At 74.9% G+C, this 18,887-nt stretch carries 2 protein-coding genes; both read left to right on the top strand.

Translation table 11 applies throughout. The annotated features are described in order from the left end of the window. The first annotated feature begins 15 nt into the window (after positions 1-15). The gene (locus tag ACGFIO_RS42090; protein ID WP_392836328.1) at positions 16-5,607 is read left to right on the top strand and encodes a type I polyketide synthase; all 5,592 of its coding nucleotides are present in this window, start codon (positions 16-18) and stop codon (positions 5,605-5,607) included. Then, positions 5,597-18,733: an SDR family NAD(P)-dependent oxidoreductase gene (locus tag ACGFIO_RS42095; RefSeq protein WP_392836331.1), complete on the top strand. Its 13,137-nt coding sequence runs from the start codon at positions 5,597-5,599 to the stop codon at positions 18,731-18,733. The genes ACGFIO_RS42090 and ACGFIO_RS42095 overlap by 11 nt, the downstream gene beginning before the upstream one ends. The last annotated feature ends 154 nt before the right edge of the window (positions 18,734-18,887 follow it).

Below are 18,887 nucleotides of genomic sequence, written 5' to 3' on the forward strand. Positions count from 1 at the left end.
CTGGGGAACGAGAGTATGACGACGAGCGAGGCCAAATACCGCGACTACCTCAAGCGGCTGACCAACGACCTGTTGCAGGCTCGGCGGCAGCTGGCGGACGCCGAGTCGGCCAAGCACGAGCCGATCGCGATCGTGGGCATCGGCTGCCGCTTCCCCGGCGGCGTACGCGGCCCGGAGGACCTGTGGGAGCTGGTGGTCCAGGGCCGGGAGGGCATCTCGGGCTTCCCCGAGGACCGAGGCTGGGACTTGGCGGCCCTGTTCGACCCGGACCCGGACCGGCCGGGCAGCTCGCACGCCCGCGAGGGTGGATTCCTCGAGCAGGCCGCAGACTTCGACGCCGGTTTCTTCGGCATCTCGCCGCGTGAGGCCCTGGCCATGGACCCGCAGCAGCGGCTGCTGCTGGAAACGTCGTGGGAGGCGTTGGAACGAGCCGGCATCGACCCGCGGTCGCTGGCCGGCAGCGACACCGGCGTCTTCACCGGCGTGATGTACGACGACTACGGCTGGCGTCTGCTCTCGGCCGTGCCCGACGGTTTCGAGGGACACATCGGCACCGGCAGCGCGGCCAGTGTGGCCTCCGGCCGGGTCTCGTACGTGCTGGGGCTGGAAGGTCCGGCGGTGTCCGTGGACACCGCCTGTTCCTCGTCCCTGCTGGCCATCCACCTCGCGGCGCAGTCGTTGCGGCGGGGCGAGTGCGGGCTGGCGCTGGCCGGCGGCGCGACGGTGATGGCCACGCCGTCCTCGTTCGTCGAGTTCAGCCGCCAGCGCGGCCTGGCCCCGGACGGGCGGTGCAAGTCCTTCGCCGAGCAAGGGGACGGCACCGGGTGGGGCGAGGGCGTCGGCGTCGTCGTGCTGGAGCGGCTGTCCGACGCGATCCGGTCGCGGCACCCGATCTGGGGAGTGGTACGCGGCAGCGCCGTGAACCAGGACGGCGCGTCGAACGGGCTGACCGCACCCAACGGGCCGTCCCAGCGACGGGTGATCCGGGCGGCGCTGGCCGACGCGCGGGTGGAGCCGTCCGAGGTGGACGTCGTCGAGGCGCACGGCACCGGCACCCGCCTCGGTGACCCGATCGAGGCCCACGCGCTGCTCGCCACCTACGGGAAACAACGCGACGCGGATCCGCTGCTGATCGGCTCGATCAAGTCGAACGTGGGCCACACGCAGGCGGCGGCCGGCGTGGCCGGCGTGATCAAGATGGTGATGGCCATGCGGCACGGCACGGTGCCGCGGACCCTGCACGTCGACCAGCCCTCGACCGCGGTGGACTGGTCGGCCGGAGCGGTCGAGCTGGCCACCGAGAACCGCCCCTGGCCGCGGGCCGCGAACCGGCCGCGACGGGCTGGAGTGTCCTCGTTCGGGATCTCCGGCACCAACGCCCACCTCATCCTCGAACAGGCGCCCGAGCCCGAGCCGGAACCGGCGGACGACGTCCGGCCGGCCGGGCCGGCGCTGGTGCCGCTGTCCGGGCACGACGCCGAAGCGCTGCGCGGTCAGGCCCGGCGGCTGTACGAACGCGTCGCGGCCGACGAGGACCTCACGCCCGCGGACGTAGGCTGGTCGGCCGCGTCGGGACGGGCCGCTCTGGCGCACCGCGCGACGGTGATCGCCACGACCCGGCCGGACCTGCTGACCGGCCTGGACGCGCTGGCCCGGGGCCAGGAGTCCGCGAACCTGATCGTCGGAGGCGGCGACGCCCTGGCCGGACCGCCCGGGAAGATGAGCTGGCTGCTGTCCGGTCAGGGGTCGCAGCACCCCGGCATGGGCCAGGACCTGCACAAGCGGTTCCCCGTCTTCGCCCGAGCCTTCGACGAGGTGTGCGAGCTGTTCGGCGACCTCGACGGGCACCGACTGGCCGACGTGATCCGCGACCAGCCCGACCGGCTCGACCAGACCCGGTTCGCGCAGGCCGGCATCTTCGCCGTCGAGGTCGCGCTGGCCCGGCTCTGGCAGTCATGGGGAATAAGACCGGACATCCTCACCGGCCACTCGCTGGGCGGCATCACGGCCGCGTACCTGGCCGAAGTGATGTCCTTGACCGACGCCGTCACCCTGGTCAGCGCCCGCGGACGACTCATGCAGGCGCTTCCGGCCGGCGGCGCGATGGTCGCCGTGCAGGCGACCGAGGACGAAGCCCTCGCCGCGCTCGCCGGTCACGAGGACAAGGCCGGCCTCGCGGCGATCAACGCCCCCGCCTCCATCGTGCTCTCCGGCGACGAGACGACCGTCCTCGACCTCGCCCGCGCCTTCGAACTGCGCGGCCGCAAGACCCAGCGGCTCCGGGTCAGCCACGCCTTCCACTCCCCCGCGATGGACCCGATGCTGGCCGAGTTCCGCGACGTCGTGACCGGCCTCTCCCTGCAGCCGCCGCGGATCCCGGTGGTCTCCGAGACGACCGGCCGGATCGCCGAGGCGCACGAGCTGACCACACCCGAGTACTGGGTGAATCACGTACGCCGGACCGTCCGCTTCGCCGACACGCTCCGCACGGTGCAGGCCGAACAGGCCACCACCTACCTGGAGATCGGACCCGAGGCGGTGCTGGCCGGGCTGGTCGAGTCCGGTCTGCCGGACGCCGAGGACCTGCTCGTCGTTCCCTCCCTGCGCCGGGACCGGCCGGAAACCGAGTCGGTCCTGTACGCCCTGGGCCGGCTGCACACCAGCGGTGTCACACCGGACTGGACGCGGTTCCACGCCGGCACCGGCGCCCGTCCGGTGGACCTGCCGACGTACGCGTTCCGCCACCTCCGCTACTGGCTCCACCCGCGCCGCGACCTCGGCGACCTCAGCGCGGCCGGCCTGGCCCCGACGAACCACCCGCTGCTCATCGGCACCCTGCACCCGACCCAGGCCGACGAGGCTACCGTCCACACCGGACGGTTGTCGCTGACCTCCCACCCCTGGCTGTCCGACCACGTCATCCACGGGACCGTGATGCTTCCGGGCACAGCGCTGGTGGAGATGGCCGTCCGCGCCGGCGACGACGCGGGCTGCCCGGTGATCGAGGAACTGACCATCGAGGCACCTTTCCTGCTGCCGGGCTCGGACGGGGTGAACGTCCAGGCCCGGGTCGGTGCGGCCGACGAAGACGGCCGGCGCACCGTTCAGATCTACTCCCGGCCCGACTCGGCCGAGGACCTCGCCTGGGTACGGCACGCGAGCGGGGTGCTCGCGAACGGATCACCACCGGCGGCGGACGGCGTGGATCTCGCGGTGTGGCCGCCCGCCGGCGCGACCCCGGTGGCCACGGACGGGCTCTACGACCGTCTCCTCGCCCGGGGGTACGGCTACGGGCCGGCCTTCCAGGGCCTGCGGGCGGCCTGGCGGACCGGCGACGACTGGTTCGCCGAGATCGGGGTGCCCGAGGAGCACCTGGCCGAACCGGGGGCGTTCGCGCTGCATCCCGCGTTGCTCGACGCCGCCCTGCACGTGATGCTCACCGACGAGCGGACCGACGAGGCGCTGGTGCCGTTCTCCTGGAGCGACGTGCGGGTGCCGGTGACCGGTGCGCGGTCGCTGCGAGTGCACGTACGGCAGTCCGGGCCGCACTCGGTGGGTATCCGGCTGGCCGACCCCGCGGGCCGGCTCGTCGCCGAGGTCAGGACGCTGGCGGTCCGGCCGATCACGGCGGCGCAGCTGGCCGCCGCGGGCGGATCGCCGGCGGCCCGGTCGCTGTACGAGACCCGCTGGATGCCCTTCGACCCGCCCGAGCCCGACACCCCGGCCGCGCCGACCAGCGTCCTCGTGGGCGAGCTGCCCGGTCTCCCACCCGGCGACCGCCGGGTGTTCGCCGACATCGCGGCGTTGCGGACCTCGCTGGACGCCGATGCCGCGGCGCCCGACGTCGTGGTTCTCGCGCCCGCCCCTGACTCGTCGACCGATCTGCCGGACGCCGCCGGCAACGTCGTGATCCACACCCTCGGCGAGATCCAGGCGTGGCTGGCCGACGAGCGCCTCGCCGGCTCCCGGCTGGTCGTCGTGACCCGGAACGCGGCCGGTGTCGACAACACACCGGCGGACGGCGCGCTAGTCCTGGCCGGCTTGCGCGGGCTCGTCCGGTCGGCCGCGGCCGAGCACGTCGGCCGGATCGTGCAGGTCGACCTGGACGCCGGCCACGACCAGCCGGACGCGCTGGAACGGTTGCTGCCGGCCCTGCTCGCCGCGGCGGAGCCGGAATCGGCGGTCCGGGCCGGCCGGCTGTACGTCCCCCGGCTCGTCCGTGCCGAACTGCCGGAACCGGCCGGGGTGGAGGCAGACGCCCGGGTGTGGGCCGAGACGCTCGACCCCGACGGCACCGTGCTGATCACCGGCGGTCTCGGCGGACTGGGCTCGGTGCTGGCCCGGCACCTGGTGGCCGAACACGGTGTCGGCCACCTGCTGCTGACCGGGCGGCACGGCCCGGACAGCTCCCGGGCCGCCGAGCTGACCGCCGAGCTGACCGGGCTCGGCGCCCAGGTGACGATCGTGGCCTGCGACGTCGCCGTCCGTACGGACGTCGAACGGCTGCTCGCGGCGATCCCCGAACAGCATCCGCTCACCGCGGTGATCCACTCGGCCGGTGTGCTGGACGACGGCGTACTGACGTCACAGAACCCGGAACGGCTGCGCCACGTGCTCGCCCCCAAGGTCCACGGGGCCTGGCACCTGCACGAGCTCACCGCCGACCAGCCGGTCCGCTCGTTCGTGCTGTTCTCCTCGGCCGCGGGCACCTTCGGCTGGCCCGGCCAGAGCAATTACGCCGCGGCCAACGCCTTCCTGGACGCGCTGGCGGCCCGCCGCCGGGAGGCCGGGCTCCCGGCCGTCTCGCTGGCCTGGGGCCCCTGGGACCAGCGCAGTGACCTCAGCGAAACCATCGGCGAACGCCAGCTTCAGCAGCTGCGCATGCGCTCCGGCGTCGTCCCGCTGCAGCCCGAGGTCGGCATCGACCTGTTCGACCGCGCCGCTCGGGCCGCCCAACCGGCCCTGGTGCCGATCCAGCTCGACCTCCCGGTGCTGCTCGCGCAGGCGGCCGAGGACACCCTGGCACCGTTGCTGCGTGGCCTGGTCAAGGCGCCGCGACGGGCCGCCGTCCAGGACGGCCCGGACCCGGCCCTGGCGCAGAAGCTGGCGGCGCTGAGCCGGCCGGACCAACTGCGTCTGCTCCAGGACCTGGTCCGTACCCAGATCGCGACCGCCCTGGGGTACACCGGCAACGCCGGCATCTCCGAGGACCAGGCGTTCAAGGATCTGGGCTTCGACTCGCTCACCGCGGTCGAGCTCCGCAACCGGCTGAACAAGGCAACCGGCCTGCGGTTGCCCGTCACCCTGGTGTTCGACTATCCGACGGCCGCCGTCCTGGCCGAGTATCTGCTCTCGGAACTGGGTGCCGACATACCCGAACCGGGGTCGCAGTGGGCCGGCCAGCTCGACGAATGGGCCTCCGGCCTGCTGGCCGACCCGCCGGGCCTGGAAGCACGGGCGAAGATCACCTCGCGCCTGCACGACGTCCTATACCGGTTGGGCACGCTGGACGGCGCCACCTCGGCGGCCGAGGTGGCCGACCTGATGGACAACGCCACCGGCGACGAGCTCTTCGACCTGATCGATCGGCATCTGGGTGCCGACTGACGGGGCGGCGGTGCCGATCGCGGTGATCGGCCTCGCCTGCCGGTTTCCCGGCGCGGCCGACGCGGTCGCGTTCTGGCGGTTGCTGCGGTCGGGCCGCGACGCCCTGCGCCCGGTCCCGGCCGACCGGTGGCCGGCACCGGAGCGCGGCCCGGGCCGGCGGGGCGGCTTCCTCGACGACGTCGCCGGGTTCGACGCCGGGTTCTTCGGCGTCGGGCCGCGCGAGGCCGTGGCCATGGATCCCCAGCAGCGACTGGTCCTCGAACTCGCCTGGGAGGCCGTCGAAGGCGCCCGCCTGCGGCCGGGTGCGCTGCGCGGTAGCGACACCGGGGTGTTCATCGGGTCCACCTCGCACGACTACGCCACATTGCTCGCCCGCGGCGGACCGGAGGCGGCCACCCGCTACACCACCACGGGGCTGAACAAGGGCGTCATCGCCAACCGGGTGTCGTACACGCTCGGTCTGAGGGGCCCGAGCATGTCCGTCGACACCGCACAGTCCTCCTCGCTGGTGGCGGTGCACCTGGCGGGCGAGAGCCTGCGGCGCGGCGAGTCGGTGCTGGCCCTCGCCGGTGGCGTACAGCTCAATCTGGTCGAGGACAGCGCGGTCAGCACCACCCGGTTCGGCGGCTTGTCCCCCGAGGACCGGTGCGCCGCCTTCGACGCCCGGGCCGACGGGTTCGTGCGGGGCGAGGGCGGCGGCATCGTCCTGCTCAAGCTGCTCGACCGCGCGCTCGCCGACGGCGATCCGGTGCTGGCCGTGATCCGCGGAAGCGCGGTCAACAACGACGGGGCCACCGACGGCCTCACCGTCCCCGACGTCGCGGCGCAGGCCGCCGTGCTGACCCGGGCGTACGCCGACGCCGGGGTGGACCCGGCGCAGGTGCAGTACGTCGAGGCGCACGGCACCGGCACCCGGGTGGGCGACCCGGTCGAGGCGGCGGCGCTGGGCCGGGCCCTGGGCACGGCCCGCCCGGACGGCGACCCACTGGTGATCGGCTCGGTGAAGACCGTCATCGGGCATCTGGAGGGCGCCGCCGGCATCGCCGGGATGGTCAAGACCGTACTGAGCCTGCGGCACCGGGAACTGCCCGCGCATCTGAACTTCCGCAGTCCCGGTCCGGCGGTCCCGCTCACCGAACTAGGCCTACGGGTCCAGACCGAGCTGGGCGCGTGGCCCGACCCGCAGCGCCGCCTGCTGGCCGGGGTGTCCGCGTTCGGCATGGGCGGCACCAACTGCCACATCGTGCTCGAGGAGGGACCACGCGAGGACCGGAAGGCCGGCGCCGCACCCGGCCCGGTGTCGTGGGTGCTGTCGGCCGCCGGTCCCGCCGCTCTGCGCGGGCAGGCCGCCCGGCTGGCCGCGCACGCCGACGCCGACCCGGCCTCGGTCGCGGTGTCCCTGGCCACCACCCGGACCCGGTTCCCGCACCGTGCCGTGGTCCGCGGCGCCGACCGGACCGCGCTGCTGGACGGCCTCACCGCGCTGGCCGAGGGCCGCGACCACGCCGGGCTGGTGACCGGGGAAGCGGCCGGGACGCCACGACTGGTGTACCTGTTGGCCGGACAGGGCAGCCAGCGCACCGGGATGGGACGTGAGGCGTATCTCGCCCACCCCGAGTTCGCCGCCGCCTTCGACCGGGTGTGCGCCGCGTTCGAGCCGTACCTGCCGCGACCGCTCCGGGAGGTCGTCCACGACCCCGCTCATACGGCGCTCCTGGACGAGACGCGCTACACCCAACCGGCGCTGTTCGCCGTGGAGACCGCGCTCTACCACCTGCTGCGGTCGCGTGGCCTGACACCCGACGCGCTGGTCGGTCACTCGATCGGCGAGCTCACCGCCGCGCACCTGGCCGGCGTGTTCGACCTGCCCGACGCGGTGCGGCTGGTGGCCGCCCGGGGCCGGCTCATGCAGGCGGCACCCGGCGGCGGCGTGATGATCGCGGTGGAGGCGACCGAGGCCGAGGTACGCGGCACCCTGGTACCCGGCGTGGACATCGCGGCGGTCAACGGCCCGCGGGCCGTCGTCGTCTCGGGCGACGCCCAGGCCGCCCAGGACGTGGCCGATCGCTGGGCCGATCGCGGACGGCGCACCAAGCGGCTGCGGACCAGTCACGCGTTCCACTCCGCGCACATGGACTCGGTGACCGTCGAGTTCCGGGACCTCGCGGCCGAGATCGACTACGGGTCCCCGGCCATTCCGGTGATCTCCGACGTCACCGGCCGACCGGCCACCACCGAGCAGCTGTGCTCACCGGACTACTGGGCCGGGCACATCCGGGCGGCGGTGCGCTTCGCCGACGGGGTGGCGGCGGCGTACGAACCGGGCGATGCGGTACTGGTGGAGCTGGGCCCCGACGCGACGCTGTGCGCGTCGGCACGAGCGGTTCTCCCGGGCGTACCGGCCGTACCTCTGATGCGGGCCAACCGGCCCGAGACCGAGACGGTCGACACCGCGCTGGCCGCACTGGAGGTCGCCGGCGTCGCGGTCGACTGGACCGCGCACCTGCCCGCCGCACCGGTGGTCGACCTGCCCACCTACGCCTTCGACCGCCACCGGTACTGGCCCGGCGACCAGGCCACGACAGCGGCGCCCACGCCGGCCGCAACCGCCCCGGTACACCGGCCCGCGGCCCGGCCCAGCCGCTCCGGGCGCTCGGCGCTGGATCTGGTCGGCGAGCTGACCGCCGCCGTCCTCGGTCATTCCGGGGGCGCCGAGGTGGCTCCGGCGGCACTGTTCCGGGACCTGGGCCTGGACTCGCTGGGCGCGGTCGAGCTGCGCGACCGGCTGGCCCAGCGCACCGGCCTGGCCCTGGCCCCGACGGTCGTATTCAGTCATCCCACCCCCGAAGCCCTGGCCCGGCACGTCACCGAGCTGGGCGCCGAGCCGCGGATGTCCACCGAGGACTCCACGTCGGTGTATGCCGGGGATCCGATCGCGATCGTGGGCATGGCCTGCCGCTTCCCCGGCGGGGTCGGTACGCCGGCCGACCTGTGGCAGTTGGTCGCCGACGGGGTCGACGCCACCGGACCGTTCCCCGACGACCGCGGCTGGGACCGGGCCGGCCTGAACACCAACGCCACCCGGGGCGGGTTCCTCACCGGCGCCGACCGGTTCGACGCCGCCTTCTTCGGCATCAGCCCACGCGAGGCCACCGCCACAGATCCGCAGCAGCGGGTGCTGCTGGAGACGGCGTGGGAGGCGCTGGAGCACGCGGGTATCCGCGCCGACGGGCTGCGCGGCAGCCGCACCGGCGTCTTCGTCGGCGCCACGGCCCAGGACTACGGACCTCGGTTGCACGAACCCGCCGGGGCCGAGGGCTACCTGCTGACCGGCAGCACGCCGAGCGTGGCGTCCGGCCGGATCGCGTACTCGCTGGGGCTCGAGGGTCCCACCCTGACCGTGGACACCGCCTGCTCCTCCTCGCTCGTCGCGCTGCACCTTGCGGCACAGGCCCTCCGGGCCGGCGAGTGCACGCTGGCGCTGGCCGGCGGGGTGACGGTGCTGGCCGGCCCAGGCATGTTCGTCGAGTTCAGCAAGCAGGACGGCTTGGCGCCGGACGGTCGATGCAAGCCGTTCGCAGCCGCGGCCGACGGTACGGCGTGGGCCGAGGGCGCCGGCCTGGTGGTCCTGCAACGGCTGTCCACGGCCCGCCGCGAGGGCCGGCCGGTGCTCGCCGTGCTCCGCGGCTCGGCGGTCAACTCCGACGGCGCCAGCAACGGGCTGACCGCGCCGAACGGCGCCGCCCAGGAACGGGTCATCCGGCAGGCGCTCGGCGCCGCCGGCCTGACCGGCTCGCAGGTCGACGTGGTCGAGGCCCACGGCACCGGCACCCGGCTCGGCGACCCGATCGAGGCGCAGGCCCTGCTGGCCACCTATGGTCGTGACCGCGACCCGGACCGGCCGCTGTGGCTGGGCTCGTTGAAGTCGAACACCGGACACACCCAGGCCGCGGCCGGCATCGGCGGCGTGATCAAGATGGTCGAGGCCATGCGCCACGACCGGTTGCCGCGCACCCTGCACGTGGACCGGCCCTCCCCGCACGTTGACTGGTCGGCGGGCGCGGTCGCGCTGCTGACCGAGTCCCGGCCGTGGCCGCGCGGCGCTCGGCCGCGCATTGCCGGGGTGTCCGCGTTCGGTGTCAGCGGCACGAACGCCCACGTGATCCTCGAGGAGGGTGACCCGGCCGTCGCGCCGGTCCCCCGGCGCGCCGGTCCGGTGCTGCCGTGGCTGCTGTCGGCACGCGACGAGCCCGCGTTGCGGTCGTCGGCGCTCGCCCTGCACGACCTGCTGACCGCCGACCCCGCGGCGGACCGGGACGCGATCGGCTGGGCGCTCGCGACCGGCCGCGTGGCGTTCGCCCGGCGGGCGCTGGTGACGGCGACGGACCGGACCGGCCTGCTGGCGGCCTTGCGGTCGCTCGCCGACGGTGACACGGCGCCCGGCACGGAACGCGGCACCGCCACCGACCGCGGCCCGGTGGTGTTCGTGTTTCCCGGGCAGGGCTCGCAGTGGACCGGCATGGCGACCGGGCTGATGGCGTCCAGTCCGGTGTTCCGGGAGCGGCTGACGGCCTGCGGCGAGGCGCTGTCACCGTGGACCGACTGGTCGCTGGAGGACGTGCTGCGCGGTGCCCCGGACGCACCACCGATGGACCGGGTGGACGTCGTCCAGCCCGTCCTGTTCGCCGTCATGGTCTCTCTGGCCGCGATGTGGCAGGCCGCCGGAGTGCGTCCGGACGCGGTGATCGGTCATTCCCAGGGCGAGATCGCCGCCGCGTACGTGGCCGGTGCGCTCTCGCTGTCCGACGCCGCCCGGCTGGTCGCTGTCCGCAGCCAGGCCCTGGCCGCCCTGGCCGGGCAAGGCGGGATGATGTCCGTACGCGCGCCCGCGGCCCAGGTCCGCGACCTCGCCGCACCCTGGCCGGACCGCATCTCGATCGCCGCCACCAACAGCCCCGCCGCGACCGTCGTAGCCGGCGACCCACAGGCCCTGGCCGCACTGCGCGAGCGGTGCACGAGCGACGGCCTCGACGCCCGCATCGTGCCGGTCGACTACGCCTCGCACTCCCCTCAAGTGGAGGGACTGCGCGACCAGCTGTCGGCGGCCCTGGCCGACATCCGGCCCACGCCGGCCGAGATGCCCCTGTACTCCACGGTGTCGGGTGAGCTGCTGGCCCCGGACGAACCGCTCGACGCCGGCTACTGGTTCCGCAATCTGCGGGAGCCGGTGCGCTTCGAGCAGGCCACCCGCGCCCTGCTGGCCGCCGGTCATCGCACGTTCATCGAGGTGAGCCCGCATCCGGTGCTGACCGTCGGGGTGCAGGACACGGCCGAGGCGGCCGAGGTCGACGACGTGCTCGCGGTCGGCTCGCTGCGCCGCGACCACGGCGCGCTCGACCAGTTCCTGACCGCGCTGGGCCGGGCCCACGTGCGGGGCCTGCCGGTGGACTGGCCGGCCGCCCTCGGCACATCGCCCGGCATGCCACCGGACCTTCCGACCTACCCCTTCCAGCGGCAGCGGTACTGGCTGACCGCCGCGACGGAGCCGGGCCTGGCCGCCGCCGGACTCACCCCGGCCCGGCATCCGCTGGCCGGCGCCGTGGTCACCACGGTCGACGGTGCGACCCTGGTCACCGGACGGATCTCCCGGGACATCCACCGCTGGCTGGCCGACCACGCCGTACGCGGGACCGTGCTGCTGCCCGGCACGGCCTTCGTCGAGCTGGCCGCGTGGGCCGGCGCACGGGTGGACACGGCGACCGTCGAGGAGCTGACCCTTCGAGCCCCGCTCGTGCTGCCCGAGCCGGGCGCCGCTGAGTTGCAGGTGACCGTCGACCCGGCCAGCACGAGCGGCACCCGTGCGGTCCGCATCCACTCGCGCCGAGCCGCCGGGGAGGCCTGGACCGAGCACGCGACCGGAGTGCTCGCGCCGACCACCCCGGTGAACGGCGGCCGGGCGGGGCCCTGGCCGCCACCGGGCGCCGCGCCGGTGGACCTGACCGGGTGGTACCGGACGCTCGCGGAACGGGGCTACGACTACGGACCCGGTTTCCAGGGCCTGGTCGCCGCGTGGACGCTGGCCGACTCGGTCCTGGCCGAGGTTACCCTCGCGTCGGATCTGCACGCCGACACAGATCGCTTCCAGATCCATCCGGCCCTGTTCGACGCCGTCCTGCACGCCGTCGGCCTGCTGCCCGGCCGGACCGCCCACAGCGGCCTCGATCTGCCGTTCGCCTGGACCGGTGTCACCCTCGCAGGCAAAGGCGCGACCACGCTGCGGGTCCGCCTCACGCCGACCGGCACCGACGGCGTCGCCATCGCCGCGTCCGACCCCACCGGCTCGCCGGTGCTCGCGGTCGACGCGCTGGCGATGCGGCCCGCGGATCTCCGTGCCCTGGCCACGGCCGGCCGCGGCAGCGGACTCCACCGGCTGGACTGGTCCGCGGTGGCCCCGGCCGGGACGCCCGGCCCGCTCGACGGCGTGGTGCTCGGGGCGGGGCTCGACCTGCCCGGCGACCTTCCCCGGTACGCCGACCTCCGCTCGCTGCGGGCGGCGATGCGCGACGGGCGGCCGGCGCCGTCCACGATCGTGCTCGGCGGCTGGATCGAGCACCAGGCCACCGTGCCGGCCGGCGTCCGCGCGGTGACGCACCGAACGCTGGCCACCATCCGCGACTGGCTCGCGGACGAGGCGCTCGCCGGCAGCACCATGATCGTAGTGACGCGGGGCGCGATCGCGGCCGGCGACGAGGATGTGCCGGACCTTGCCGGGGCGGCGTTGTGGGGCCTGGTCCGGAGCACGCAGTCCGAGCACCCGGGCCGGATCCAGATCGTCGACGTGGACGACGATCCTGCGTCCCGGGTGGCCCTGGCGGCGGCCCTGCCCACGACGGAACCGCAACTGGCCATCCGTGGTGGCGCGGCCCGGCGGCCGCGGCTGGTGCCCGCACCCGCGGCCGCCGCGAGTCCGTTCACCGATCTGGCCGGCACCGTCCTGATCACCGGTGCGACCGGGGCGCTCGGCTCGCTGGTGGCCGAGCATCTCGCCGTCGTACACGGAGTACGGCATCTGCTGCTCGTCAGCCGGACCGGCGCCGACGCCCCCGGCGCGGGCGACCTGGCGCGGCGGCTGGAGGCCGCGGGCACGCAGGCCGACATCGTGTCCGTTGACGTCGGCGACCGGGACCAGGTGGCGAGGCTGCTGGCCGGTGTCCCGGCCGACCGGCCGCTGGCGGCGGTGGTGCACGCCGCCGGGGTGCTCGACGACGCCACCGTGGCGACGTTGCGGCCGGAGCAACTGGACACCGTGTTGCGCGGCAAGGTGGACGCCGCCTGGCACCTGCACGAGCTGACCCACGACCTGACCGCGTTCGTGCTGTTCTCCTCCGTGGTCGGCGTCCTGGGCGGGGCGGGCCAGGCCAACTACGCGGCGGCGAACACCGCCCTGGACGCGCTGGCCCATCACCGCGCGGCGCACGGGCTGCCTGCCACCTCGATCGCCTGGGGTCTGTGGGCGGCGTCCGGCGGCATGACCGGCGCGATGAGCCGGACCGACGTGGCCCGGCTGGCTCGGATGGGCGTCACGCCGCTGTCGGCCGAGCGGGGTCTGGCCCTCCTCGACGCCGCCACCGGGCCGCTGGTCGTGGCGGCCGACCTTGCCATCAAGGCCCCGCGGAACCTCGTCCCCGTGGCCGGGACACCACGCTCGGAGCGGGCCACGGCCGTTGCCTCGTGGCCGGAACGGATGGCGGCGCTCCCGGCGGCCGAGCGGTCCCGGGAGATCGAGCGGCAGGTGCTGGCCCGGGCCGCCGAGGTGCTCGGGCACGGGGACGGCGCGGCCCTGGACCCGCAGAGCCCGTTCAAGGAGATCGGCTTCGATTCGCTCACCGCCGTCGAACTGCGCAACACGCTGTCCGCGCTGAGCGGTCTGCGGCTGCCGAACACGCTGGTCTTCGACCGGCCCACCCCGGCGGCCGTCGCGGAGTACCTGAATGAGCGCGTCACCGGAGTCGCCGCCCCGGTCGCCCCGACCACCGTCGCGACCGCCCCGGACGACCCCATCGCCGTAATCGCGATGAGCTGCCGTTACCCCGGCGGGGTGCGGTCACCGGAGGATCTGTGGCGGCTGGTGGCGAACGAGATCGACGCGGTCGGCGAGTTCCCGGCCGACCGCGGCTGGGACGTCGAACGGCTCTACGACCCCGATCCGGACGCGACGGGCCGGTCGACCACCGCCCGGGGTGGGTTCCTGGACGACGCCGCCTGGTTCGACGCGGACTTCTTCGGCATCAACCCGCGGGAGGCGCTGGCCACCGACCCGCAACAGCGACTCCTGCTCGAGCTGGCCTGGGAGGCGTTCGAACGGGCCGGGCTGGAGCCGGCAGCGCTGCGCGGGAGCCGCACCGGGGTGTACACCGGCGTGATGTACGGCGACTACGGCAGCCGGCACACCGAGGCGCCCAGCGAGGTCGAGGGCTACCTGCGCAACGGCAGCTACGGCAGCGTGGCCTCCGGGCGGATCGCCTACACGTTCGGGTTGGAGGGCGCGGCCGTCACCGTGGACACCGCGTGCTCCTCCTCACTGGTCGGCATCCACCTCGCCACACAGGCCCTACGCTCCGGCGAGTGCTCGCTGGCGCTGGCCGGCGGTGTGACGGTGATGTCCTCCCCGGCCACGTTCATCGAGTTCAGCCGGCAGCGCGGCCTGTCGCCCGACGGACGCTGCCGATCCTTCGCCGCGGGCGCGGACGGCACCGGCTTCGCCGAGGGCGCCGGGCTGGTGCTGCTGGAGCGCCTGTCCGACGCCCGGCGCAACGGACACCCGGTGCTCGGTGTGATCCGGGGCAGCGCGGTCAATTCCGACGGCGCCAGCAACGGGCTGACCGCACCGAACGGAGCCGCCCAGGAACGGGTGATCCGGCAGGTGCTGGACGTGGCCAAGTTGAGCCCGGCCGAGGTGGACGTGGTGGAGGCGCACGGCACGGGCACCCGGCTGGGCGACCCGATCGAGGCCGGCGCCCTGCTCGCCACGTACGGCCAGGACCGGCCGGCCGATCGCCCGCTGCGGCTGGGCTCGATCAAGTCCAACCTCGGTCACACCCAGGCGGCGGCCGGGGTGGCCGGCGTGATCAAGATGATCCTGGCCATGCGGCACGGGGTGCTGCCCCGGACCCTGCACGTCGACGCGCCCTCGCCGCTGGTCGACTGGGACAGCGGCCGGATCCGGCTGCTCACCGAGCGGATGCCCTGGCCGGCGACCGGCCGTCCGCGACGGGCCGGCGTCTCCTCGTTCGGCATCAGCGGCACCAACGCGCATCTGATCCTGGAGGAAGCCCCGGACGACGACCCGCCACCCGCCGGCCGCCCGGCCGACCTGCCTCCACCCTGGACACTGTCCGCCCGTACCGAGACCGCCCTGCGTGAGCTGGCCGGCCGGATCGCCGATACCGCCGCGGGACCGGACCCCGCCGACGTGGCCCGGTCGCTGCTCAACCGGCGGGGGCTGCCGCTGCGGGCCACCGTCGTCGCCGAGGATCCGGCGGACCGGATCGCGGCGCTGCGGGCGCTGTCGGCGGGCGAACCGTCACCGCACCTGATCCGGGGGACCGCTCGTCCCGGGGGTACGGCGTTCCTGTTCACCGGCCAGGGCGGCCAGCGCGCGGGAATGGGCCGGGAGCTGGCCGCGCGGATGCCGAGGTTCGCGGAGGCGCTGGAGGAGGTCGTTGCCCGACTCGATCCGCACCTGCCCCGGCCGCTGCGGGAGGTGATGTTCGCCGAGCCGGGGACGCCGGAGGCGGCGCTGCTGGACCAGACGCGATACACCCAGCCCGCCCTGTTCGCGGTCGGCGTCGCTCTGCACCGCGTGGTCACCGACCTGGGACTGCACGCCGATCAGGTGATGGGCCACTCGGTCGGCGAGCTGACCGCCGCGTACGTGGCCGGCGTGCTCGACCTGGACGACGCGAGCACGCTGGTCGCCGCGCGCGGCCGGTTGATGCAGCGGGCCGAGTCCGGCGGCGCGATGCTGGCGGTGGCCGCGAGCGAGACGGAGGTGTCCGCCGCGCTCGCCCGGCACCCCGGCCGGATCGGGATCGCGGCCGTCAACGCTCCGGACGAGACCGTGGTGTCCGGCGACGCCGACGCGGTGGACCGGTTCGCCGAGACCTGGCGTGCCGCCGGGCGCCGGTGCACCCGGCTGCGGGTGAGTCACGCCTTCCACTCCGCGCACATGGACCCGATCACCGCCGAGTTCCGCACGGTGATCACCGGCCTGCGGTTCGCCGCGCCCCGGCTGACCCTGATCTCCAACCGCACGGGCGCCCCGCTGACCGGGGAGCAGGCGCGGGACCCCGATCACTGGGTGGCCCAGATGCGCCGGCCGGTGCGGTTCCTGGACGGAATCCGCCGGCTCACCGACGCGGGCGTGGACACCTTCGTCGAACTGGGCACCGGCGTGCTCACCGCGCTGGTCGAGCGGGCGACGCCCGGTCCGGTGACCGCGATCCCGCTCCTGCGCCGCACCGTGCCCGAGCCCGTCGCCCTGGTGACCGCGCTGGCCCGGGCCGACCAGGCCGGATCCCCGGTGGGCTGGCGGCAGCTGCTGCCCGCCGGCCGGCACGTCGATCTGCCGACCTATCCCTTCCAGCGCCGCCGGTACTGGCTGGCCGCGCTTGCGCCGGCCGGGACGACGACCGGCCTCGGCCTCGATACCGCCACCCACCCGCTGCTCGGTGCGGTGGTGGACCTGCCCGACGGCGGCGTGCTGTTCACCGCCACGGTCTCGGCCGACACCCACCCCGGGTTGGCCGGCCACGTGGTGCACGGACGCACGCTGGCGCCCCCCGGCTACCACACCGAGCTGGTCACGGCGGCCGCCGCGTACGTGGGCTGCGGCACCGCCGAACGGATCACCCTGACCACGCCGCTGGACCTCAGCCCGGGCACCGCCCACCAGGTTCAGGTCGTGGTGGGACCGGACGACGACGGCCGCCGCACGGTGAAGGTGCGCAGCCGCCCGGCCGGAGCGGACCGGCCGTGGACCGAACACGCCGACGGGGTGCTGGCCGCCCGGGGCGGGGCCGATCCGGAGGCGCTGAGCGTTTGGCCGCCGCCGGGCGCGGCGGAGGTGCCGGTCGAGAACGCCTACGCCGAACTCGCCGAACTCGGATACACCTACGGCCCGGCCTTCCAGAACCTGCGCGTGGCCTGGCGGCACGGTGACGTTCTGTACGCCGAGGCGGCCCTCCCCCAGCCGGTCCGAGCCACCGGTTACGGTCTGCACCCGGCCCTGTGGGACGCCGCGTTGCACGTCCTGGCGCTGGTCCACGGCCCGAGCCGCGGAGTGCGGCTGCCGATGCGCTGGTCGGGTGTCCGCCTGCCCACGGCCGGAGCCACCGAGCTGCGGGTGCGCATCGACGCCGCCGATCCGGAGCGGGTGTCGGTCACGCTGGCCGACGGCCGGGGCACACCGGTCCTGTCCGCCGACGCGGTGGTGACCGAGCCGATCAGCCCACACGCGGCGGGCGCCGACCCGCTCCTGGAACTGGTCTGGAAACCGGTGCGGCTACCCGCCGCCGAGCCGGTACGGGTGATCCGGGTGCGTGAGGCCGCCGAGATGGCGCCTGCCGTGGCCGCCGCACCGGACGCGATCTGCGTGGAAGCCGTCGGAACGGGCGTCGACGCCGCCGCCGCCCACGCGGCCGTCAGCCGGATCGCGGCGTTGCTGCGCACCTGGCTGACCGCACCGGCCCCGCGCCCGGTGCGGCTGGTCGTGCTCACACGCGACCTGCCGGCCGACCCCGCGGCCGCCGCCGTGGCCGGCCTGGTCCGCTCGGCGCAGAGCGAGAACCCCGGGCGGATCACGCTGCTCGACCTCGCGCCCGGCGCCGACCCGGACGCGGTGCTGCCCGGCGTGCTGGCCGGGGATGAGCCACAGGTCGCGGTGCGCGATCGGGCGGCGACCGCGCCCCGGCTGGTCGAGGCGGCCGGGCGAGCGCGACCGGCCGGGCTCGCCGGACCGGGCACCGTCCTGGTCACGGGGGCCACCGGGGCGCTGGGCCGGCTGGTGAGCCGGCACCTGGTCGTCCGGCACCACGTGTCGCGCCTGCTGCTGGTGAGCCGGCGCGGGCCGGACGCCGATGGAGCGGCCGAGCTGGTCGCCGAGCTGGACCGGCTGGGGTGCGCCGTCACCCTGGTGGCCGGTGACCTGGCCGACGCCGACGCGGTGGCCGGGCTGCTGGCCGGCGTGCCGGTCGAGCATCCGGTCACCGCGGTCGTCCACACCTCCGGGATCGTTCTGGACGCCACCGCCGCCGCCACGACCGACGACCAGATCCACGCCGTGCTGCGGCCCAAGGCCGACGCGGCCTGGCATCTGCATCGGCTGACCGGGAACCTGTCCGCCTTCGTGCTCTTCTCCTCGATCAGCGGCACCACCGGAACCTCTGGTCAGGGTGCGTACGCCGCGGCCAACGCGTACCTCGACGGCCTAGCCGCGCACCGGCACGCGGCCGGCCTCCCGGCGACGTCGATCGCCTGGGGGGTGTGGTCGGACACCGGAATGACCGCCGGACTGGGCCGAGTCGACCTGCAGCGGCTGCGCCGGGGTGGCGTCGCCGGCCTCGGCCCCGACGCCGCGCTGCGCCTCTTCGACCAGGCCATGGCGGCGGGGCGGCCGGGTGTTGTGGCGGCCCGGCTCGATCTCGCCGCGATGGCGGACCCGCCCACCGTCCTGCGCGATCTGGCGTCCCATGGCTCGCGCGCGGCGTCCACCGGCGACGTTCCGGCCCTGCCGGGACGGCTGCGCGGCCTGGACGTCGCGGCACGGAGCGAGCTGATGTTGTCGCTGGTGAGCAGGGAGGTAGGCGCGGCCCTCGGGCACTCCGGCGGTACGGACCTGGACACCGGCCGATCGCTGAGCGAGCTGGGCTTCGACTCGCTGACCGCGCTGGAGGTACGCAACCGGCTCGCCGCCGCCACCGGACTGCATCTGCCGGTCACCCTCGTGTTCGACCACCCGACCGTGGCCGACCTGGCCGAGCACCTGCTCGCCGGCCTCGCCGAAGCCGATCGGCCGGTCACCGGCCCGCCGGCCGCAAACCGGATATCTCCTAACCGAGTCCCCTGAAGGCAAAGATCGAGGACATCTCGGGCACTGACCTCGCGGCCGCCGTGATTCCGGGCGTCCACGCTGCTTCAATCGCAACGCGGCCTCGACCCTTGGCCCGAATCAACCACCTCCGCATGAGGGAGCTTTGCCGTGCCTAGGCTCGCCACCCGGA

It is taken from the genome of Actinoplanes sp. NPDC049265, assembly GCF_043197135.1.
Classification (GTDB): domain Bacteria; phylum Actinomycetota; class Actinomycetes; order Mycobacteriales; family Micromonosporaceae; genus Actinoplanes.